This window comes from Pseudoalteromonas sp. T1lg10, from assembly GCF_002964545.1.
Lineage (GTDB): Bacteria > Pseudomonadota > Gammaproteobacteria > Enterobacterales > Alteromonadaceae > Pseudoalteromonas.
Window position 1 is genome coordinate 57978 of sequence record NZ_PQBV01000051.1, and the last position, 21264, is coordinate 79241.

Below are 21264 nucleotides of genomic sequence, written 5' to 3' on the forward strand. Positions count from 1 at the left end.
TTCGCCTGCAAGCCAACAGACTAGCCAAATTCGCCACTTTAGGATGTGTATTTATGAGTGCATCTAGCCTAGCCGCCCCGGCGCTTACGCTAAAACAGCAAATCGGCCAAAAACTCATGCTGGATTTTCGCTACTACTGCGAAGATAAGGATATTAGCAGCGCCCGCTGCCGTACGCCTATGACCACCTTACCAGCACCTTTGGCAGAGCTGCTGACGCAGCAGCAAATCGGCGGTGTGATCCTGTTTGCGGAAAACCTTGAAAACAGCGCACAAATGGTAGAACTCACCCAGCAATTGCAAAGAGCGGCACAGCAAAGTGAGCTTGGCGCCCCGCTCTTTATCAGTATCGATCAGGAAGGTGGCCGGGTTGCCCGTATTCCCCGGGAACTAGGCACCGCCATGACCGGCAATATGTCTATCGGCGCTACCTATGCGCGCCATGGCACCGACTTTGCCCGCCGCAGTGCCGAGGTGATTGCCACTGAGCTGAACGCCTTGGGCATTAACCTCAATTATGCGCCCACGGTCGATGTGAATATGAACCCGGATAATCCGGTGATCAATGTTCGCTCCTTTGGTGAAGACCCTCAGCTTGTGGCCGAGCTTGGCGGCGCTCAGGTCGATGCCTACCAGCAGCACCAGGTGATAGCTGCGTTAAAGCACTTTCCCGGCCATGGCGACACCAATGTCGACAGCCACACCGGCTTGCCGCGGGTGGCCCATGATAAGGCGCAGGTGATGGCCCAGGATATAGCGCCTTTTAAACAGATTATCGATGCCGGCCATGCTCCAGGCATGATCATGACCGCCCATATTCAATATCCGGCGCTCGACAACAGCACCTTTGTCAGCAAGGACGGCGATACCATGATCAAACCGGCGACCATGTCCCGCGCCATTATGACCGACTTGCTGCGCGATGAGCTCGGGTATAGCGGCGTCACCATCACGGATGCGCTGGATATGGCCGGGATCAGCCACTTTTTTAGCGCCGAAGATGCGGTGATCAACACCTTTAAGGCCGGGGTGGATATTGCCCTGATGCCCATAGCCGTGCGTAACCAAGACGATATCGCCAAGCTCAACGCGCTCATTGATGCCCTAGAAAAAGCGGTGCAAACAGGCGAGCTGGATGCCACAGAATTTGAGCAATCCGCATCCCGGATTATGGCGCTTAAGGCCAGCTATCAGTTACTGCCCAAGCACCATAAGAAGCTAAGTAAACAGCAGGCCGTCGCCAAGCAAGTGCTAGGTAACCCTAAGCATCGTGCTTTAGAGGCTGAGCTTGCCAGTGCCGCCATCACGGATATAAAGAATGGCAAGAACACTGCGAGCATGCTTAAAAACGCCAAAAGCGTGGCCATTATTATGCCCGACACCCGCAAGTGCATGGCCCTGGAGCAAGCGCTACAAGCATACTTGAAAGACACCCAATTCCACTGCTTGAGCCTGCAAGGCCATGATCCCGTTAAGGCGCAGGCGCTGATAGAAGAAGTTGATCTTGTCATCGCCGGAAATGCCAGCCCGGCGCAAAGCGCGGTGGAAATTGGCGGTATGGACGACAGCGATGCCATTGCCGCATTTGCCCTGAGTCAGGCGCAGCAACCAGACGCCCTGGAGCGCTTATTAAAGCAGGCCAAAAACACACAAAAGCCCACGGTTTTTGTGAGCCTGCGCGCGCCCTATGATATTGCCCGCTTTGGCTCTTATGCCGATGCCATACTGGCCACCTACGCTTATAACATAGACGTGGATGACGGCGAAACGGTGCAAGGTCCTGCCTTTAGCGCCCTGGCCAAGGTGTTGCTTGGACAACAAATCCCAAGCGGACAATTACCTGTTACTATTAAACAATAATCTAGGCTGTTAATTTACAGATAAGGCGTATAAAAATGGATACCAATGCCTCGCTAAACACCCCTGCGGATATCCGCAAGCTGATCCGTGGTGGTGATTACACAGGTCATACATCGGGTTTTGCGCCGGGATTTGTCCAGGCAAACCTGGTTATTCTGCCGCAAAAATACGCCTACGATTTCTTACGCTTTTGTCAGGCCAACCCCAAAGCCTGCCCCTTGCTGGGACAAACCGAAACAGGCGCCCTGGGCCACCCTACTCTGGCTAAAGACCTAGATATTCGTACCGATCTGCCAAAATATCGGGTGTTCGAACACGGCCAGTTGATAGATGAACCGACTCAAGTTATTGATATCTGGCGCGATGATCTAGTGAGCTTCTTAATCGGCTGCTCCTTTTCCTTTGAAGAGGCGCTGCTGGCCGATGGCATAGAAATCCGCAATATCAGCGAACATAAAAATGTGCCCATGTATATCACCAATCAAGCCTGCAACGGCGCCGGCCCCTTTGTCGGCAATCAGGTGGTAAGCATGCGCCCGATGAAACCCAAGGATGCCATTCGCGCCATCCAAATTTGCAGTCGCTATCCCAGTGTTCACGGCGCGCCGGTGCATTTTGGCGATCCGGCAGCCATAGGCATCAAGGACATTGATCGCCCCGACTTTGGCGAAGCGGTCAGCATTAAGGCGGGAGAAGTACCGGTATTTTGGGCCTGTGGTGTCACCCCACAAGTGGCCATTAGCAATGCCCGCCCGGACTTTTGCATTACCCATAGCCCAGGACATATGCTGGTGCTCGACATCAAAAATACCTCGTTGGCGACGTTTTAGGAGGCAGCATGTTACTGAACTGTGATTTAGGCGAGAGCTTTGGCAGCTGGACCATGGGCGAGGATGAACTGGCCATGGCCCATATCGACTTGGCCAATATCGCCTGTGGCTTTCATGGCGGTGACCCTTTGGTAATGCAACGCACCCTGGCGTTGGCAAAACAATATGGCGTGCGTATTGGCGCTCACCCCAGTTATCCGGATCGCCAAGGCTTTGGCCGCCGCTCCATGGCACTGAGCCCCACCGAACTGATCGCCGATCTTCATTATCAAATTGCCGCCTTGACTGGCATGGCCAAGGTACAAGGGCTGCAAGTGGAATATGTTAAACCCCATGGCGCCCTGTATAACGATATGATGGCCAATGAGTCGGTGTTTGTCAGCGTGCTGCAAGCCGTGGCTCAATATGACCCAAGCCTTAAGTTAATGATTTTAGCGGGCAACAACACCGAAAATTACAGCGAACTGGCGGCCAAGCAAGACGTCAGCCTGTTGTTGGAAGCCTTTGCCGATCGTCGTTATACCGACGTCGGTACCCTGACGCCGCGCAACCAGGCCGGCAGTGTGTTAACCAAAACCGAGATGTTAGAGCAGGTGCAGCAACTGGTCAGTGAGGGTACGGTGCAAACCCATGGTGGTCAAACCTTGCCTTTAAAGGCCGACACCTTGTGTGTTCACGGCGACAACCTGGAGGCGGTCAACGCCATTATCGAGATCCGCGCCCTATGTGCCCGCTAAACAAAGAGCTGCAACTCAGTCGCCACATCGAAGACCTCTTGGTGGCGCGCAACCTGCGCGGTATGGCACAAATACAACCGGCCCTGCAGCCGGGCTATGTGCAGCGCAGCGCAAAAGCCCTGTATCAGGCCGAAGGAAAAATTCTGATCGGCACCGGCTTTTGGGTTGCCGGCACCTTTGAAACCGATGGGCCAGTCGGCGCCATTGCCCTGTATTTAGCTCTAAAGGCGCTTGGCAAAGAACCTGTGTTGGTCTGTGGCAACCCCCTTTACAGCAAGCTAAGTGAAGATTTTAATTGTTTTCAACTGCCCTTAAACGATCTTCCCCAGGCAAAGCTCTTGGCACAGCAGTACTTCGCTACTGAGCAGGTCGGCTGTGTGCTCGCCATAGAGCGCCCAGGGCTCAATCAGCAAGGCGGCTATTGCAATATGCGTGGCGAGGATATCAGCCATGGCTGTGCCAGTTTCGATCCCTTTATTGAAACCGCGCCCTGCACCAGCATAGCTATTGGCGATGGCGGTAATGAAATAGGCATGGGCAAGGTCGCCTCGGCACTGAGCCAGCTGGACATTATTCCCAGCATAACCAGCTGCGATGAATTGATAGTGGCCGATGTCTCCAACTGGGGTGCCTATGGGCTGATCGCCTTTTTTGCCCTGTGGCAGCGAGAAGATATGCTCGCAGTTATTGACCCGCCGCACTGGTTGGCGTATTTAAGCAAACACGGCAGCGTTGATGGTGTCACCAAACGCAACGAAGCCACCGAAGACAGTCTGGATGCCACCCATGCCCAGGCAGTGATCACAGAATTACGACGGTTAACGGGCTTTTTGCCCACTGAATGAGGAAACACAATGAGCCAGGTGTATTTAAACGGCGACTATATGGCCCCCGAGGAAGCGAAGATTTCGCCCATGGATCGCGGCTTTCTGTTTGGCGATGGCATCTATGAAGTGATCCCCGCCTACCATGGCAAAATGCTTGGCTTTAATGCCCATATCGAGCGCATGCAACAGGGCCTGGCTGCCATCGAAATCGCCCTTGATTACGGCATCGAGCAATGGCGTGAGATCTGCGAGACCCTGCTAAGCACCAATCCAGGTCCCAACCAGGGCATTTATCTGCACGTTAGCCGCGGCACAGACAGCAAGCGCAATCACGCCTACCCCAGCGGCGTTGCCCCCACGGTATTTGCATTTTGCTTTACCCTGCCCGGCGAGCCCAGCTGCGATGCCGACAAAGCCAGCAGCTATGAAGTCTCTTTAGAGCAAGACAGACGCTGGCAGCGCTGTAACATCAAGTCCACCGCCCTGCTTGGCAACGTAATGCATTACCAAAGCGGCGCCCGTGTAGGTAATAAGGAAACCATTTTATTTAATGCCCTGGGTGAGATCACCGAGGCCAGTTCCAGCAATGTCTTTATCGTCAAAGATGGTGTGATCGCTACGCCACCGCTGGACACGCAAATACTGCCGGGGATCACCCGCTGGTTGATTCTACAAATCGTGCACACGCACAGCGAGCTGCGCATTGAAGAACGAGTGATCACCAAGGACGAACTACTCGATGCCGATGAAGTGTGGATCACCTCGGCCACCAAGGAAGTGGGGCCCGTGCTTAAGGTCGATGGCAAACAGATAGGTCAGGGCCGCCCCGGGCCCATGTGGCAAAGAGTGCAGAGCCTCTTTAGCCAGCATAAATTTGACTACTAGGGTCTTGCTACTCGACCCTTGTTCTGAGAATTGCTCAGCCGCCGAATAAACCCGGCGGCTTTTTTATGCTCCGCGGAGCGCCCAGTAAAATAGCGACATGGCAAACACAAATGGCCATAAAGGCACTGAGCCCCAAGGCGCCGCCATAGCCGTTTAGTTTAGGTACCAGGTATTGAAAGAGGGGAGCGAAAATAATGGCCGAGCTGGTCAAAGTATAAAAACCAAAGCGATGGGGAGCGCTCATACCGATAAAGGTGCCACCAAAAAAGACCAGGGCGTAGAGATCCGGATTATCGCTAAATAACCACAACAGGCCATAGGCGAAAATGGCCAACAGCGCCGAGGCACGAATGGCATCAAAACGTTTATGCTGCGCCAGCAAATAGGTGCTGAGGGCGCCAAGCAGTGCCAATATAATGAAGATCAGAGTGATCATAAGACTCCCCGGGTGAGCATAAACAGTGCCACGCTGACAAAAGCCACACCACCGAGCTTGCCGCCGAAACCAGTAAACAGGTTCATGGTCAAGGCATATAAAGAAGTGCCGATTAAGGCCAGCAAGGTCAGTTGCCAGTAATCACCTATCAGCTCAGCCGAGCACATACCGGCAAAGCTACCGGCATAAATAGCCGCTCTTGGATGCATGCCAAAGGCCTGAGTTGAGGGAACAAAGCTGCCCAATAAGCCGGTAATACTGGCTGCCAGCACCACGGGCACGGCAAACTGCGCATGCAAAACAAAGCACAGCGTACAACCGAGTAAAAAGGCCAGATATTTAACGACAAAGAATTTAACCATAGCGACGTTATTATAAAGCAATCGCGCTGATGCTGGATACGATTTGAGTAACTAAAATAGCAGATGTATTTCGTTGTCGTTCGGCCTTTGCCTTGTAGGTCGGGATTTTATCCCGACAAAAGGTGCGATGCCGTTCCGATGTCGGCGCAAAGCACCGACCTACAAAGGCAAAACGCGAAGCCTAGAAGTTAATCTGATAAGACGCCGAGAAGGTACGTCCTATGCCCTTAAAGTTACGCTTGTCGTTCGGGCTCGATTGCGAGTAATAGGTGTAATAATCGGTGTTGGTCAGGTTTTGAATACCCAAGGTCACCACCCCGGAAAACGCTTCTACATTGGCACTGAGGTCCACCGTGGTATAGCCGTCGAATTCGTTGACCACCTCACCTTGAGCATTGTCTACATCGCGGTCAAACAGATGATTAACCTGTAAACGCGTGCTTAGGGTGTCCGTCCAATCCCTGTCCCAACTGGCGTTAACGCGATTCGGAGCGATATTAGTGCCGCCTAAATCACTGTCGACACGCCCATCCTGGTTCGAGTCATAACGACCGTCGGAGCTGGCAAAACGCAGCCCCAGTTTATCTGCTGCCGTGGCCAGATAGTTAATACGAAACTCGATGCCATCAACCTCGGTTTTCTCGCGCTTAACGGTATAAATACCATCGTCACCGCGCTGTAAGCGCTGACCAAAATCCGAGTCTGAGGTGTAATAAGCCAGTTGCGCCTGTACCAGATCGCCGCCGTATTCCAGGCCGATTTCGGTGTTTTCCGTCAGAATGGGCTTAAGGTCGAGGAAGGTTTCCACGCTTTGCCCCGGGACATTGATGCCACGCAGCACACGGCCGACGTCCGGCATTGAAAAGGCTTCCGAGTAATTGGCAAAGGTGCGCCAGTCGCCGGTTAAACGATAGGTGGCGCCCAGGTTATACAAGGTTTGTGAAAACTCCGGCTTACCGCCGGCAACAAATTGACTGCCGTAAGAGGCCAAGGTGGTAAAGTCATCCACTTCCAGTTTTGACTTTTCGTAGCGGATACCGGCGCTGACACTCAACGGCGAATCACCGGCATATTCCAACTGCGCATAGGGCGCATAGTTGCGGTATTTAGTCGGCGGCACCCAGGCACGGCCGGTTTGAATAAGCGCCTGCCAGGTCTCGTCTTCGAGTAAATCCAAACCATAAACCAGGCTTAGCGGTTCAAAAACAAAGTTTTCTTTAACCAAGGTGATCTTCATGCCGGTTTTTTCAGAGTTATTCTGCGACTGATCGATCAGATCCGGGCCATACGCCGGGTCCTGGAAGGTCGCTAAAGGAGTGGCTTCGGCGCCATAGGTGGCGGCAAAATCCTGGCGGAATAATTGCACCGATAAACGCTGAGAGAAGAAGTCCTGCTTGGAATAGTTCAGGCTCATGGTGGTAACCTTGTTTTGAGCCGCATCACCATTGATTGTGCCTTTTTCGGCGCTGCTGGGAATATCCGCATCGACATCGCCGGGCACAGAAATCCAGTCATTCTTGCCTTCGATTTGATAGCGGTTAAACATCAGCTCTAAGCGCGAGTCGTCCCATTCATAACCGGCCTTTAAAAAACCATCAAAGGTATCGCGTCCATGGTATCGCCCTGGGTATTATCCACCCCGATCAGCTTGCCGTCGGCATCATACGACATGCCGCTGGTACGCCAGCTTACACCAGCCAGCACATCGGCATTGTCCCAGCGATTAGACAGGCTGTAGTTAACACCCACACTGCCCTCGGACAGCTTGTCGCTTTGCACTGTGGTATCAAAGCGCAGCTGTTGCTCCAAGCCACCGGTAGGCTTTTTGGTGATCAGGTTAATGATCCCGCCGGCGGCGCCCAGACCATGAATGGCATTGGCACCGTGCAGCACCTCAACGCGCTCAAGGAAAAAAGGGTCTATGGTGTGGCCGTCACGGCCGCCACTGCGCAGCGGGTTCGATTGCGGCACACCGTCAATCAAGTACAAGGGTTTACGGCCGCGCAGGCTTTCACCGGCACTGGTCATCTTCTGGCGACTTGGCGAAAAACTCGGGATCAGATTTCCCAGCACGGTGGAAATATCATGCTGTAGCGACAACTGTTGCTGCAGCTCAGATTCATCAATAACGGTAATGGTATTAGGGATCTGGCTTAGCGGCCTTTCAATACGCGAGGCGGTAACCACTATGGTTTCCACCGGTTCGGCCGACTCCTTGGAGCCTTGCTCGGCAAGCGCGTTGTTAGTGATCAGTGGACCTGCGAGAATTGCGAAACACAGCTTCGACAGCTTGAACTTCATGACCTTGTCCTTACTAGCTAAATGGCTGGGGGAAATATAATGCCGACAATGTAAATGATAACTACTATCATTTCAACATTTGTTTTTGTTTTCTCAATAATGGGGAATTAGGCGCTTAACCCTGTATCTAGAGTAAATATATGTGCTGGCATACACAGCAAAAACTGGCCTCAAAGCTTAAGCTGGCGTTACAATCCAAGTCGTTAACGCACATCAACATCAAGGAATAACAGTGAAAATCTCTATTTTGGCTTCGGCCCTGGCGTTACTCAGTACGGCATCTCTGGCGGCCACGGTTGGCAGTGACAAAGATGCAGTGGCGCACTACGCCCTAGACCAGTACCAGGAAGCACAAATTCATACCTTGGCAAACCTGGTCTCTTTCCCCACGGTTAATACCCAGGATCTAAAAGCGCCGGATAACCCAGCCTTTATCGGCTTTAAAAACTACTTAAAGATGAAGGCGGATCAGTTTGGTTTCGACTATCAGGATTTCGGCTATACGGTACTGATTGGCATGGGTGAACAAAGCGAAAAAGTCACCATAGTCACCCATGGCGACGTGCAACCGGCGGATGCCAGTAAATGGACCAAAAGCCCGTTTGAGCTAGATAAAACCACAGAGCCGGGCAAGCTGATCGCCCGTGGCAGTGAAGACGATAAGGGCGCCATCGCCACCGCCTTATATGCCATGAAAGCGATAAAAGACAAGGGCGTAGAGCTTGATAACCGCATCGAGCTGATGGTTTACCTGGCCGAGGAATCGGATTGGGGTCCTATTAAAGAGTTTATGAAAACCTATAATCAGCCCAAGTATGCGGTCACTATAGACGCCAGCTACCCCGTGGTGGTGGCAGAAAAAGGCTGGAGCCTGATTGCCCCCACCTTTAGCGGCGCCAACCCAAGCGAGGGCCTGTATGCCTCTCACCTTAAAGGCGGTGCCTTTGTCAGCCAAATTCCCGAAGATGCCAGCGTGATCCTGCATAACGCCGACGACCAGACCAAAACCCAGCTACAGCGCAATATCAGCGCCTTACAAGGGGTTAAGGTGTCCATGGTCGAGCAAGAAGATGGCCTGCATATTCGAGTAAAGGGCACTTCGGCCCATTCATCCGAGCCGGAAGCGGGCGTTAACGCCATTGCCCACCTGGGGGCCATCTTTGATGGTGTCGCCCTAGCCACCAACAGCGATGGCCAGGCACTGATGTTTATTAATGAACTCATTGGCCTAGGTTTATATGGCAAGCAGTTTGGTGATATCGCCTACGAGCATGACTTTATGGGTCCGCTGACGGTGGCCCCTACACTGCTAAGTCGCGATGCGCAAAATAACGACATCACCTTGTCGGTGAATCTGCGCCGGCCCATGGGTAAAGATGCCGACTTGCTGGCACAGCAGATCGACAGCGCTCTTAAAACCTGGCAGCAGCAACATCAGGTAACCTTAAGTAATGTAGAAGTAGAACTTGGCACCCCCATGTTGCTAGATAATGCCCCGCACGCCCAGGCGCTGCTGGATATTTTCAAGCACTACACAGGGGATCAGGATGCCTCTTTTGTCTCCATCGGCGGCGGCACCAATGCCAAGTTGTTCGATAATGCCGTTTCCTTCGGTCCATCCATGCCGGGCAAGCCTTACACCGGCCACTCGGAGCATGAATTTATTACCGAGGAGCAACTGGCACTCAACCTGAAAATGTACACCGCCATGATGCTCACCCTGGGCAAGATGTAACCACAAAAAAGCCCACGAAAGTGGGCTTCTTTATATACATTGCTGCCAATAACTGACGGTTAGGCTGGGACGAGTGGTCCCTTATTGATAAGCGTCAGCGCTTCGTTGACATCAAATAGTTTGCCACGCACCTCGTCAATCCCCATTTTCTTCAGGCGCGCTGAGTGCATTGCCAAATAATTCCTGGCACTGGTTTCATCTGTAAACAGATAGATACCGCCACCTAGCTGCTCAAGTTCACTTTCGGTCCAAATCTTCCAGATCATGCCCGGTTCATCATTAATAGACTTAGCCAGTTCAACCAGCGCATCCGCCATTTGCTTTCCATACGGGCCATTATATTGAAAGTCGACTTGCAGCAATTTTGCCATCTCAACATCTCTTTAAATTAATCCTGCGTTCATTTTCACCCATAATAAACAGAAACAAAAGCCCGTTCAGTTTCGCTCGCACCTAAACTGTAATCTTTGTTGGACAACACTCTGTACACAGAGGGTATAAGCTTGTTTTGCAACCAAATTAGATTAACAATGGCGTTATAATGTCATGCTCAAAGAATAGGCAAGGAAAGCAATGAGAAAAATGATTTTGATGTTGGGGGCTCTGGCCTTAACCGGCCTTAGCATCTATTTGCTCATGCCCTCGCAGGAGCAGCCACACATTGCCGAGGGAGCGACCCCCTCCGGCACTCAACGCCCAGAGCAACAAAGCGTCTCCACCGCCGCACAGACACCCACAAAGCGTTACCAGCCCGAGCCCTTTCCCGAGCAAACCCTTGATAGCGAGCTGTGTGAGAACGTAAAGGATCTCTTTAATCAGCACCATTACCAGAACCGTCAGCAACTGGAACTCTTGGCCGCCCGCGCCTTAAAGCAGGGCCATAGCCTGGACGATATTAGCCTGGCACTGTGGGCCGCCGGCATGGATGAAAGAGCCCTCGACCACTGGCACAACAGGACCGCCTCCTTTGAGGCGACTCTAAAGATGCGGTCGGTGCTCAAGGGTTATATTCAAAAAAATATCCCAGCCAATGCACAAACAGAGGTTGAAACAGCCCAAGCTCAGACAATGGCGTCTTTTGTCGAGAGTCTCGACGAGCTGCCGATGCAAATGCAGCAAGAGCAATACTTGCCTTCTAGCTTTCCCATAGAATATCTGTATAGGCATACCCTAGAGCAAAAAGACTTTGAAGCGCTAATCGTCAATAATGCGCCAGCCCATGAGCTGGTACAAAAAATCAAAGATATGGTTTATGACGTGGATAGCGCCTTGGTGAACGACCCACACCTCACTCCCCTTAAGCTTTCTTTTGCCACCCTGCTGATGATGGGAAAAACCGAAGCGGCGGCCATGCTTACCGAGCAATACCCCCTGGCCTTTCGCAATGACTCCCTGTTTATCAGTGACATGCAGCACGCGGTACTAGAGCATATCGAAGCCTTTGGCAGCACATTTACCGATGCTCATGCCCTGTCCCGGCTGATTGAGGGCACGCAACTAGGTAGCAAACGCTACTATTACCATAGCCGAGGGCAGCAAGGGCTAAATCGCACCCCGGCCGTCTTAAGCCAATTGAGTATCAATATTGATATATCTCCTTTAAGCGATTTACCACGGGATGCCGGGAGCACACCACTGAAATTCGATGCGGGCACCGCCTTGGACGAGCAGCAACAGGCACAATTAGAGGCCTGCTCGGCGCGCAATAAATGGTTTAAGGAGCGGGAAAAGCCCGTCGAGCAATGGCAAGCCTTTGTCGAATCAGCCTTTGTTGAAAAGGTGATTCAGTCGCCCGAGTATGAATACTGCCAACGCCATAATGATGCGGATATCAAGCTGTTTATCAATGACACCGCGGCCTTGCTGGTTAGCCTGACGCAGAAAAAGCCTTTGGCCGAGCTGATCAGCCTGGAGCTGGATAACCTCAATTTACCGCCCCTGTCCGAGCAACAAAAAACGGCAATGAGCCTGTTTATCTCCTCGGTCGCGGTGCGTGACAACAAGCTTACAGAGCAGGAAATAGTAAACAAACTCAGTAACGTCGGGCTGGCACCCGATATTGAGGCTGACCAAGTAATGGCGCAGTTTGCCGGCAATAAAGAGCTGACCCTGTGGTTAAAAACCTTCTCCCATATCCCCCAGAAAACGGCCTTTGAGCTAGCCAACGCGGTCGCCGCCAAAGGCCACATAGCGCAATATAAATTGCTCGAGCCTTACTTAGACGCAACTAATGGGGAGCGCTTGGACCCACTGTATTTTGTGCTCAAAAACTATCGTTTAGAGCGCTATCTGCCGCCCGAGTCAAAGACCGAGAGGCCAATCAGTTACCGCCGCTTTTTAGAGTACCTGAGGGATAATGGCGCCGAGATACAGCCCCACCACCTGCGTCTAATGATGAAACACAGATTTGAGCAGCCCGAGATGTACCAGCACCTGGTCAACCAACTGCCAGGGCTGGCGGTAAGCGATAATAATGACTATTTCGCCGTCAGCTGCCAAGAGTAATAAACATTAAAAAAGCCGCCCAAACGCGGGCGGCTTTTATTTCTTGAGACAGAACACTTACTTCAGCATGTAAGCACGCATTGTTAATTGCTCTGCTGTGCTGGTGCCATAGTTAGCCATTTCCACACGCAGGTGTACAAATTCACCCGCTGGAGCGTCGTTTGGTACAATCGCAACCCACTCGCCATCTAGCTGTGTGATCTCCGCATCTACCCAGCTCTCAGGGGAGAATTTCGCCGTCACCGGGCAGTATATAAAGGCTGGAATATCGCTCATACCACACTCCTGGCCATAACCATATTGCAGTTTCACGTCCGCCAGTGATACCTCACCTTCGCCATCCAAAATCGCGGAAAGCTTAATATGTGCCGGCTCTCCCGCAGGCATGGCATTGTTGATGTCTACAGGCACATCGACAACAGGCATAAGGATAGGCTGAATACCTTGCATTGTGTCGTCAGTGGTGAAGCTATATTTACCTTCATAAAGCGACCCTAATGCGTCATTCACGGGGGAACGCTCGCCTACACCGCGGGCGTAAGAGCGCATTGACAAGCTCACTTGGTTACTGCCGTGCTCAAGTGTCAAGGTGCCCTGGTAAGGCGATGTACTCTGACCATTTACCATTAAGCCATAGGCTGAACGGCCATCGTAGCCAAAAATACCATCGTGCCCCGCAGCGTCACCGAATGCAGCCATGTTAAAAGACAAGACATTGGTGTCTCTGCTGATAATTGGAATACCGCTGGTACCTAAGCTACCCATACGAGGGCCTTTAAGCCAAGTCGTTGCTTCCTCACCCGGCGTCATAATACGTGCACCATCAAAATACGCCCCTGCGCTACGCATTTGGTAATTCGGCATGACGATGTTTGTCCACGCATTTTTAGTAGTCGCACTGAAGTACTCATCACGCTCAACAGGCAACATGATCAGCTGTGAACTACCCGTTGAGTAGAACTCGCCGGTGCTGTTGGTCATCGCCATCACGTCAGTCCAAGCCGGACGCTCATCACCTTGCGAGTGATATTGACTCTCGATTTTACGCATCTTGTGCTCTTGCAACACAATTTGCCCTGCGTCGATGCGACCGTCCGTAATGTGGTTGATAGAGTAGGCATAGGGTGAGCGCTCTGCAGCAATACCCGACCAGCTTACGGTGTTACGACCTGCTGCAATTTCTGCGGCAAGCTGTTCACCCTCGGCAGTACTGATGCCAATCACAGGCACTTTTGGCGTACCCGTGATACTCCCTTTGTAACGACCGTCTCGACCCGGGCGGTAGAAAATAACGCCCATTGCACCGTGCTTCATGGCGTTACCCACCATATAACTGGTTAGGTAGTTAGGGTTGGCAATAAGGGCTATTTTGCCTTCCAGGTCGAATTGGCTCCAATCGGTGCTGTAGCCTGCATCACCTACTGGCACTACTTCCGCTGAACCTTCACCATGAAACGACAGCGCTAAACCTTGTTTGATGTAATCAAACTCGGTGCCGTTTTCCATCATTACCTTGGTTTCAGGTGCCACGGCACGTGTGGTAATGAAAGAGCGGAAACGGTCGTCATGGCCTTGTGACCATGCGTACATGTCGTTTACATAGTCTGGCGCCAGCTCCATCGCCGCAAGCTTAGCTTGTTTGTTGTCATCCAGCGCGTAGGTAAAGCCAAATGAGTAACCTTGAGGGTCAAGTGGCTGCTCCGCTTTGAAGGTCACAGGCTGCGCGTTACGGGCATCAAAGTTTAATACCGTTGCGCTTTCAATCTTGCGATCCAAAATCGCCATCTGTGCCGCAGACTCAACTAAACCCGAGCTCGAGTTTGCGTTATCAAAGGTCATGATGTTGGCGATAATGCTGTAGTTGCCGGTGGGTACCTTTACCTCGGCTTTACCGCCATTTAGACGCAATAAGCTGCCCCAATCGTCCTCTTCGTTAATTAAATACACTTTCGAAGGAAACGACGCACGGTTGCCCCAGCGATCGGTCAAATTAACCGTCAGTGACACTTGTGGCTGATCAACCCAGAAAGAAACAGGCACCGTGATTTGCTCGTCTTCACCGCCAACAGCTGTACCCGTTATCTTACCTGTGATAGCACCGTATGCACCGTCGCGCATTGCCACTGATGGGTCAATCCACACTGGCACATCAACCTGGCCATTCGCTGGCACTGTAACGGATTTAACGCCTAAACCAGCAACCGTTGCCGGAAGCTGCGTTTTACCATCTTCACCGATCAGATCTAAATTAAGCTTGAATGTAATTTCTTCACTTGTGGTGTTTTCAAACGTCACGCTACTGTCGGTGTACGCATCATTTTGGCCATATCCGAAATAACCCAACTCACGGTTAGGCTGTGCGATCACCGCCTGCTTAATCGCACGATTGATGTCCATTGCACCTGCACCCTGCTCTAGTACGTGCGCATCTGATGTGAATACCGATGATGTGAGTACTTTTTTCACATCTCTAGGCGATAAATCAGCACGTGCTTGCATCACCATAGCCGCACCGCCTGCTACATGCGGGGCTGACATTGAGGTGCCTGAAAGCGCTCGATAGGCCGTCGCACCTTGACCACCCGAAGCGGCGGCGACTACCGCCACACCTTGTGAGGCAATATCAGGTTTCGCTGAGTGGCCATCCGGAGATGGGCCGCGCGAAGAGAAAGAAGCAGTGTTGCCATCGCGATCGAGCGCACCGACAGTCAGTGCGCTTGGTGCACAGCCCGGAGAACCCACTGTTTCACGAGTAAAACTATTACCCGCAGAAATTACGAATAAGGCGCGATCGCTCAGTGCTTCAACCATATCAACAAGCGGACCATCACATGAGGTAGCCGAGCCACCCAATGACATATTGACGATATCCGCATTTTCCGACATGACCGCCCATTGCATACCACTGAGGATAGAGTACATAGAGCCACCACCTGTGTTGCCCAGTACTTTACCAATTACCAGGTCCGCCCCTGGCGCTACACCTACCCACTTGCCATTCGATTCAGCGCCAGAGCCTGCAACCGTAGATGCTGTGTGTGTGCCATGACCATTGGTGTCATCCACACCATTTGCCGAATAGGTAAAGTCTCGAGATGCGATGACCCGCCCCTGAAGGTCAGAATGCTCAATGTCGTAACCCGTATCGAGTACGGCAACCGTCACACCCGCACCCGAATAATGACGCGCAACATCGCCATATGCGCCAGTTAAAGGCACCGTAGGGGTCAATGTTTCTGATTCGCTCACTTTATGGGCGAACACGGCCGCATCAAGCCAGACAGCATCCACATCGCCTTGCGCGACAAGTGCTGAAAACACTTCGGCCGCTTTGCTCTTGTCAATGCTCAAGGCTGCACTGTCGATTAGTTCTATTTCGCCCGTTAGCGATGTACCCGCTAACTGCTTAGGCGTTGCCGCCCCCGCTAGAGTGCCATCGTGATATTCAACGATAACAGGCAACTGGTGGGTGACTTCATCCGCATAACCAGACGCGTACAGCTTATTAATGTTAAATAGTTCTAAATCTATCGCACCCGAGTCTACCCACTCTTGTGCTTGGCTTGGCATTACATACGTATTGCCGCCGCGCTTGAAAATGCTGGTGATTACTTCATTGCCGTCTTTACCCAGCATGCGAATACCGCCAAGCTCACCTTGCTTATTCACTACGGCTGACACTTTATCGCCAGTAATGAGTGTAAAAGTAAGTGCCTGCGCACTTGTGTTGCCAGCCAACTCATCACCTTGTGCCAGCACCGGCTGAGCCAAACCTAAACTCAACATAGCAAGGTAGGTCGCTTTTAAACGCCCAAACCTACGTGGTTGTTTCATCTTAGACATCCTATATATGGTTATTTTTATTGCTTACAGAGCGTGTAACCCGCTCTTAAAATAAACGTATTCATATTGTCATATGAATGCGATCAACCTTTTTAAGTTATCGGCTAGGACAAAATGCAACCATCAAATTTGTGTACCATTTTGTTCACATTTTGTATCAAAACATCACAGCCTGGCAGGCTTCAGCCGAAAGGTTTGCAAAGAGGTGGGTGCGAAAATTGCGCCGAATAGGAAGGTATTGGGAAAAGGCTGGTAAGAAATGTAAGGGACAGGGCTGACGGCAAGAACTACTGGTACACTTGCCCTAGAAGCCAACCCTTTTTAAGTCATCTCGGAACGAAAATTCGTGGTATTAGGCACAAATATAAATGAAATTGAGCCGTGTCAATTCCGCTAAAGCTGGGTGATTTTAATACGAATTTGACCGTTGTTGCCGGCCGGGATCACCTCGTTTTCCACCACCTTACGACGGCGATTAACGCTGCTTTGATGGCCTACGAGCACATACTTTTTCTCTACTACGGGCGTGTCGACCATCAAGGGTAAGTCAATCGACTCGGGCAATTGCTCGGAGTCGAGTAAGTAGGTGGCTTTGCCGATAATATCCACATCTTCGTCATCGCCAAGGACGTCAATGACGGATTTGCCCACGGTATTGGTGATCTTACCCACATAGGCACTGCCAAAACCGCCGGTAAAAATGCCCAGGGTCGAGCCGAGGATGCTGTTTAACAGCTTTTTAAATGACGCCTGAGCCTGGGAGTCCTTATCGACGCTGCAGGCCTCGATAGAAAGCTGGGCCTTGCCCCGCAGTGGCGTTTTAAACAAAATCGCCTTATCGAAGTCGCTGTCCCAGTCGGTCGGCAGGTCGTCGGTCGACAGCAGGGTTTTCACCGATTCGATGGCCGAAATTCCTTCCGCCGGATAGCTCAGCACAAAACGAAACAAGTTAATGTCTTCGGCACCGTCCATAGGGCCGCGTTTGTGTAACATCAGCTCGGCAATAGAGAGCTGAATGATCTTCTTTTCCATAATTTCCCTGCGTACATTAGCTAAATTATAACCGCTAAAAGCCTATATGAGCGCCGGGAAATATGCCAGCCAATTAAAAATTAAACAGGGAAAGCAATCAGTTAGGCTAATTTTAAAGACGCCTAACGCCTAAATGCATGAGATAAAAATCGCGCCTTAAGCTGGCGATAAGGGTAAACAACTACTAGTCCGCCGTCGGCTGCGAATAGTCGAATGTATTTTTATTGATATCGCGTATTAGTATGCGTGGGGAATTACTCTTGTGACGCCGTATTCTCTTGTTGCTCTAACTTTTCTCGCTCTGCTTTTGAGATATAGGCTGGTTTATTGCTTTTATGCAATTTTGCATTCGCACGTTTGTCTTTGGCTTTGAGCTTGGTGAAAATTTTCTTTTTACGGTTCATTGTTTCGATGCTTGGTTTAGATATGTGATTGATGACGTCGCTCTCTATTATACCCTGCAATTGCTGTTTAGGCCGACATGTTTTAAATAACAAACTCGGACACCCACTTTAACTCAGACACCCACTTTAACTCAGACACCCGCTTTAACTCAGACACCCGCTTTAACTCGGACACCCACCTTAACTCGGACACCCACCTTAACTCGGACACCCACCTTAACTCGGACACCCACCTTAACTTAGACACCCACCTTAACTTAGACACCCACTTTAACTTGGACACCCACTTTAACTTAGACACCCACTTTAACTTGGACACCCACTTTAACTTAGACACCCACCTTAACTCGGACACCCACCTTAACTCGGACACCCACTTTAACTCAGACACCCACTTTAACTTAGACACCCACTTTAACTTAGACACCCACTTTAACTTAGACACCCACTTTAACTCAGACACCCACCTTAACTTAGACACCCACCTTAACTTAGACACCCACTTTAACTTGGACACCCACTTTAACTTAGACACCCACCTTAACTCAGACATCCACCTTTACTTAGACACCCATCTCTAACCTTTACTAAAACAACCAACAAAAAAGCGAACCACTGGGGTTCGCTTTTTAGCTTTAATTCAACGCCTTACTAATGGGCATTAAACTTATTCACGCTAGCCTTTGTTGAACAAGTCAGCACGGGCTTTGTGAATCTTTTTATAGCTCTCGAGTAAACGCAGGTGCTTGTCCAAGCCTTCGAGCTTCATATTGGTTGGTGTTAGGCCGTGGAAACGCACCTCACCGGTGACCAAGCCCACGGCATTTTCCATGGTCTCTTTACCAAACATGCGTGAGAAGTTATGGATAAAATCATCCAATTCCAGCTCTTCATCTAGGGTCACTTCCAGCACCGCGCTCACGGCTTGATAGAACAAGCCACGCTCAACCGTGTTGTCGTTATATTGCAAGAAGTCACCGACCAACTCCATGGCTTCTTCCAATTCACCAAGTGCTAAGTAAATCAAAATCTTAAGCTCAAGGATGGTTAACTGACCCCATACGGTGTTTTCATCAAACTCAACACCGATCAGGGTGATGATGTCGATGTAGTTATCAAGCTGGCTTTCTTCCAAACGCTCTACCAAGGCGGCCAGTGCATCGTCCGAGAGCGAGTGCAGATTCAAGATATCTTCACGGTATTGCAGTGCCTTGTTGGTGTTATCCCAAATCAGGTCCTCCACCGGGTACACTTCTGAAAAGTCCGGCACAAGAATACGACACGCACTGCCGATTTCTGTAAATTCAGCAATATATGCTTCTTTACCAAGCGCTTTCAAAATACCGAACAAGGCTTCGCTTTCTTCTTCATTGGTACCCGAGAAATCCCATTCAACAAAGTCGTAATCCGCTTTGGCGCTGAAGAAACGCCATGAGATCACACCGCTTGAGTCGATAAAGTGCTCGACGAAATTTTCCGGCTCAGACACCGCCATGGAGTTAAATGTTGGCTTCTGTACATCGTTCAAACCTTCAAAGCTGCGACCTTGCAGTAATTCGGTCAGGCTGCGCTCTAACGCAACTTCCAGGCTTGGGTGCGCACCAAATGAGGCAAATACGCCACCGGTTCTTGGGTTCATCAGGGTCACACACATAACCGGGAATTGACCACCCAGTGAGGCGTCTTTAATAACAATCGGGAAGCCCTGCTCTTCAAGCTTTTCGATGCCCTCAACTATGTCCGGGTACTTGGCCAGCACCTCTTGCGGTACGTCCGGCAGCACAATTTCCTGCTCAATGATCTGGCGTTTAATGGCACGCTCAAAGATCTCAGACAAACACTGCACCTTGGCCTCATTGAGGTTATTCCCCGCACTCATACCATTGCTTAGGAACAGGTTCTCAATCAGGTTTTGCGGGAAGTAAACCGTTTCTCCGTCCGAATGACGAGTGTACGGAATTGAGCACACACCACGGTCCACACGGCCGGAGTTGGTGTCGATTAAATGCGACGCTTGCAGTTCACCGTCCGGGTTGTAAATCTCTAAGCAGTAATCGTCTAAGATGCCTTGCGGCAGGGCATCGTCTGCACCCGCTTGAAACCATTTTTCATTGGGGTAATGGACAAAGTCGCTGTACGCGATTTCTTCACCCAGGTACTGATCGTTATAGAAGAAGTTGCAGCTTAGGCGCTCGATAAATTCACCCAGCGCAGAGCAAAGTGCACTTTCTTTAGTCGCACCCTTACCGTTAGTGAAACACGCAGGTGAAGCCGCATCACGGATATGCAAAGACCATACATGGGGAACGATATTGCGCCACGATGCCACTTCAATCTTCATACCCAACTCGGCCAGCATGGCGGTCATGTTCTGAATTGTTTGCTCTAGCGGCAGGTCTTTACCCAAGATGTAGGTGCTGTGATCAAGGTCGGCCTCAACCATCAACATGGCCTGGGCATCTTTGTCGATATTATCTACAGGGTCGATTTGGAACTCGGGCCCGGTTTGCACCACGCGTTTAACCGTGCAACGCTCGATTGAGCGCAAAATACCCAGGCGGTCTTTATCAGAAATGCTCTCTGGTAACTCAACCTGAATTTTGAAAATCTGATTGTAGCGGTCTTCCGGGTCGATAATGTTGTTTTGCGAAATGCGGATACCGTCGGTCGAAATCTCTCGACTGTTGCAATACACCTTCACAAAGTAAGCTGCGCACAAAGCAGATGATGCCAGGAAGTAGTCAAACGGGCTTGGCGCCGAGCCATCACCTTTGTAGCGGATCGGCTGATCGGCTATCACGGTGAAGTCATCAAACTTGGCTTCTAGCCTGAGGTTGTCGAGAAAATTAACTTTAATTTCCATGAGTTATCGCTACCCTAAAAATCGCAATGACCGAGCTTGCCAACGCTGCTGAGCAGACTAGGTGGCAATGTCGGTCAATCTAATGAATTTAATGTTCCAATTATCGTCTTTTTGCGTGCAATCGTCTTGGTTTATTTTGGAATTATATAAATCAAAACTAAAAAGAGACCTTGGATTCGATGTTAGCGAGTGGTCACTCACTAACAATAAAAGTGGGGGTTACTTTTCTACCGGCTCAAAGCGTAAAGACATCAAGCCTAAATCGCGTACCAGCACGTCGCCGTCTTCAATCAGCCAGGTTTGTTCTTCATTACCCGATTTAAATACCAGATAGTCACCGGATTTGAGTTCACGCACAAAGATTTCATCAAACTCGGTGCGCTGGCCATCCGCTTCGATAAAGTTCTCGCCGATATAGATTTTTTTGGCGCCAGCAAGCTCTGACAGCGCGTTAAATACCTTGTTGTCAGAAGTACTGACATAGTGCCCTTCATACCCATGGCCACCACAGCCAAGCATAAATAATGAGGTTAAAACAATGAGGGTATATTTGAAGTACTGCATATCTGTCGCTCGATTTTGTAAAACACAATGTCCCCGCTAAGGGGGCGGTTAATTTTACATCATCTCGGATGCGATACCAAT

At 50.7% G+C, this 21264-nt stretch carries 18 protein-coding genes; 8 read left to right on the forward strand and 10 right to left on the reverse strand.

Annotation, left to right across the window (positions count from 1 at the left end; genetic code table 11):
• Positions 1-53: 53 nt before the first annotated feature.
• From C2M17_RS13545 to C2M17_RS13565, 5 genes are read left to right on the forward strand one after another with little or no spacing between them, the layout of a single operon-like run.
• Entirely contained in the window at positions 54-1859 is a 1806-nt protein-coding gene (locus C2M17_RS13545; RefSeq protein WP_105201671.1) for a glycoside hydrolase family 3 N-terminal domain-containing protein, read from the forward strand.
• 35 nt (positions 1860-1894) lie between these two features.
• A complete protein-coding gene (locus C2M17_RS13550) occupies positions 1895-2689 on the forward strand; it encodes a putative hydro-lyase (protein ID WP_105201267.1) in 795 nt (264 codons plus the stop codon).
• 8 nt (positions 2690-2697) lie between these two features.
• Entirely contained in the window at positions 2698-3426 is a 729-nt protein-coding gene (locus tag C2M17_RS13555) for a 5-oxoprolinase subunit PxpA (protein WP_105201268.1), read from the forward strand.
• Positions 3414-4271 (forward strand): glutamate cyclase domain-containing protein, encoded by an 858-nt coding sequence (locus C2M17_RS13560; RefSeq protein ID WP_105201269.1) that lies wholly within the window; start codon positions 3414-3416, stop codon positions 4269-4271. The genes C2M17_RS13555 and C2M17_RS13560 overlap by 13 nt, the downstream gene beginning before the upstream one ends.
• A 9-nt stretch (positions 4272-4280) precedes the next feature.
• Positions 4281-5138, forward strand: coding sequence for an aminotransferase class IV (locus C2M17_RS13565; protein ID WP_105201270.1), 858 nt, complete (start codon positions 4281-4283; stop codon positions 5136-5138).
• Positions 5139-5172: 34 nt separating this feature from the next.
• Here C2M17_RS13565 and C2M17_RS13570 read toward each other — a convergent pair whose 3' ends face one another.
• The 4 genes from C2M17_RS13570 to C2M17_RS15945 form a co-directional block, all read right to left on the reverse strand.
• Positions 5173-5571, reverse strand: coding sequence for a hypothetical protein (locus tag C2M17_RS13570; RefSeq protein WP_105201672.1), 399 nt, complete (start codon positions 5569-5571; stop codon positions 5173-5175).
• A complete protein-coding gene (locus C2M17_RS13575; RefSeq protein WP_199774421.1) occupies positions 5571-5936 on the reverse strand; it encodes a hypothetical protein in 366 nt (121 codons plus the stop codon). Before C2M17_RS13575 ends, C2M17_RS13570 begins: the two co-directional genes overlap by 1 nt.
• A gap of 181 nt (positions 5937-6117) precedes the next feature.
• Complete coding sequence (locus C2M17_RS15940; RefSeq protein ID WP_199776030.1) at positions 6118-7482, reverse strand: TonB-dependent receptor; 1365 nt, start codon at positions 7480-7482, stop codon at positions 6118-6120.
• 38 nt (positions 7483-7520) lie between these two features.
• Positions 7521-8237: a TonB-dependent receptor plug domain-containing protein gene (locus tag C2M17_RS15945; RefSeq protein ID WP_199776031.1), complete on the reverse strand. Its 717-nt coding sequence runs from the start codon at positions 8235-8237 to the stop codon at positions 7521-7523.
• 238 nt (positions 8238-8475) lie between these two features.
• On the opposite strand from C2M17_RS15945, the gene C2M17_RS13585 reads away from it, so the two are divergent.
• The gene (locus C2M17_RS13585) at positions 8476-9972 is read left to right on the forward strand and encodes a dipeptidase (RefSeq protein WP_442792610.1); all 1497 of its coding nucleotides are present in this window, start codon (positions 8476-8478) and stop codon (positions 9970-9972) included.
• 59 nt (positions 9973-10031) lie between these two features.
• Here the strand turns inward: C2M17_RS13585 and C2M17_RS13590 are convergent, their stop codons facing one another.
• Positions 10032-10343 (reverse strand): monooxygenase, encoded by a 312-nt coding sequence (locus C2M17_RS13590; protein ID WP_105201272.1) that lies wholly within the window; start codon positions 10341-10343, stop codon positions 10032-10034.
• Between the two features lie 202 nt (positions 10344-10545).
• Here C2M17_RS13590 and C2M17_RS13595 point away from each other — a divergent pair, with 202 nt between their 5' ends.
• Complete coding sequence (locus tag C2M17_RS13595; RefSeq protein ID WP_158684029.1) at positions 10546-12477, forward strand: hypothetical protein; 1932 nt, start codon at positions 10546-10548, stop codon at positions 12475-12477.
• Between the two features lie 57 nt (positions 12478-12534).
• On the opposite strand, the gene C2M17_RS13600 is transcribed toward C2M17_RS13595, so the two are convergent.
• The 3 genes from C2M17_RS13600 to C2M17_RS13610 all read right to left on the reverse strand — a co-directional run bounded on the left by C2M17_RS13600 (position 12535) and on the right by C2M17_RS13610 (position 17756).
• Positions 12535-16311, reverse strand: coding sequence for a S8 family serine peptidase (locus tag C2M17_RS13600; protein WP_105201274.1), 3777 nt, complete (start codon positions 16309-16311; stop codon positions 12535-12537).
• A gap of 402 nt (positions 16312-16713) precedes the next feature.
• Positions 16714-17352 (reverse strand): hypothetical protein, encoded by a 639-nt coding sequence (locus C2M17_RS13605; RefSeq protein ID WP_105201275.1) that lies wholly within the window; start codon positions 17350-17352, stop codon positions 16714-16716.
• Between the two features lie 254 nt (positions 17353-17606).
• The gene (locus C2M17_RS13610; RefSeq protein WP_105201276.1) at positions 17607-17756 is read right to left on the reverse strand and encodes a DUF2986 domain-containing protein; all 150 of its coding nucleotides are present in this window, start codon (positions 17754-17756) and stop codon (positions 17607-17609) included.
• 275 nt (positions 17757-18031) lie between these two features.
• On the opposite strand from C2M17_RS13610, the gene C2M17_RS13620 reads away from it, so the two are divergent.
• Positions 18032-18337 carry a hypothetical protein gene (locus C2M17_RS13620; protein ID WP_105201277.1) on the forward strand — a complete coding sequence of 102 codons (306 nt, stop codon included), beginning with the start codon at positions 18032-18034 and terminating at the stop codon, positions 18335-18337.
• A 95-nt stretch (positions 18338-18432) separates the two neighbouring features.
• Here the strand turns inward: C2M17_RS13620 and C2M17_RS13625 are convergent, their stop codons facing one another.
• Both C2M17_RS13625 and C2M17_RS13630 read right to left on the reverse strand, forming a co-directional pair.
• Positions 18433-20619, reverse strand: a complete 2187-nt coding sequence (locus C2M17_RS13625) for an OsmC domain/YcaO domain-containing protein (protein WP_105201278.1) — start codon at positions 20617-20619, stop codon at positions 18433-18435.
• Positions 20620-20838: 219 nt separating this feature from the next.
• On the reverse strand, positions 20839-21183 hold the full coding sequence (locus tag C2M17_RS13630; RefSeq protein ID WP_105201279.1) for a hypothetical protein: 345 nt from the start codon (positions 21181-21183) through the stop codon (positions 20839-20841).
• Between the last annotated feature and the right edge of the window lie 81 nt (positions 21184-21264).

What these genes read in the sequence shown, in the direction of transcription:
- C2M17_RS13625 (WP_105201278.1), bottom strand. Translation starts at nt 20,619, where the DNA reads ATGGAAATTAAAGTTAATTTTCTCGACAACCTCAGGCTAGAAGCCAAG.
- C2M17_RS13575 (WP_199774421.1), bottom strand. Translation starts at nt 5,936, where the DNA reads ATGGTTAAATTCTTTGTCGTTAAATATCTGGCCTTTTTACTCGGTTGT.
- C2M17_RS15940 (WP_199776030.1), bottom strand. Translation starts at nt 7,482, where the DNA reads ATGTTTAACCGCTATCAAATCGAAGGCAAGAATGACTGGATTTCTGTG.
- C2M17_RS13550 (WP_105201267.1), top strand. Translation starts at nt 1,895, where the DNA reads ATGGATACCAATGCCTCGCTAAACACCCCTGCGGATATCCGCAAGCTG.
- C2M17_RS13610 (WP_105201276.1), bottom strand. Translation starts at nt 17,756, where the DNA reads ATGAACCGTAAAAAGAAAATTTTCACCAAGCTCAAAGCCAAAGACAAA.
- C2M17_RS15945 (WP_199776031.1), bottom strand. Translation starts at nt 8,237, where the DNA reads ATGAAGTTCAAGCTGTCGAAGCTGTGTTTCGCAATTCTCGCAGGTCCA.
- C2M17_RS13630 (WP_105201279.1), bottom strand. Translation starts at nt 21,183, where the DNA reads ATGCAGTACTTCAAATATACCCTCATTGTTTTAACCTCATTATTTATG.
- C2M17_RS13560 (WP_105201269.1), top strand. Translation starts at nt 3,414, where the DNA reads ATGTGCCCGCTAAACAAAGAGCTGCAACTCAGTCGCCACATCGAAGAC.
- C2M17_RS13595 (WP_158684029.1), top strand. Translation starts at nt 10,546, where the DNA reads ATGAGAAAAATGATTTTGATGTTGGGGGCTCTGGCCTTAACCGGCCTT.
- C2M17_RS13600 (WP_105201274.1), bottom strand. Translation starts at nt 16,311, where the DNA reads ATGAAACAACCACGTAGGTTTGGGCGTTTAAAAGCGACCTACCTTGCT.
- C2M17_RS13555 (WP_105201268.1), top strand. Translation starts at nt 2,698, where the DNA reads ATGTTACTGAACTGTGATTTAGGCGAGAGCTTTGGCAGCTGGACCATG.
- C2M17_RS13545 (WP_105201671.1), top strand. Translation starts at nt 54, where the DNA reads ATGAGTGCATCTAGCCTAGCCGCCCCGGCGCTTACGCTAAAACAGCAA.
- C2M17_RS13605 (WP_105201275.1), bottom strand. Translation starts at nt 17,352, where the DNA reads ATGGAAAAGAAGATCATTCAGCTCTCTATTGCCGAGCTGATGTTACAC.
- C2M17_RS13590 (WP_105201272.1), bottom strand. Translation starts at nt 10,343, where the DNA reads ATGGCAAAATTGCTGCAAGTCGACTTTCAATATAATGGCCCGTATGGA.
- C2M17_RS13565 (WP_105201270.1), top strand. Translation starts at nt 4,281, where the DNA reads ATGAGCCAGGTGTATTTAAACGGCGACTATATGGCCCCCGAGGAAGCG.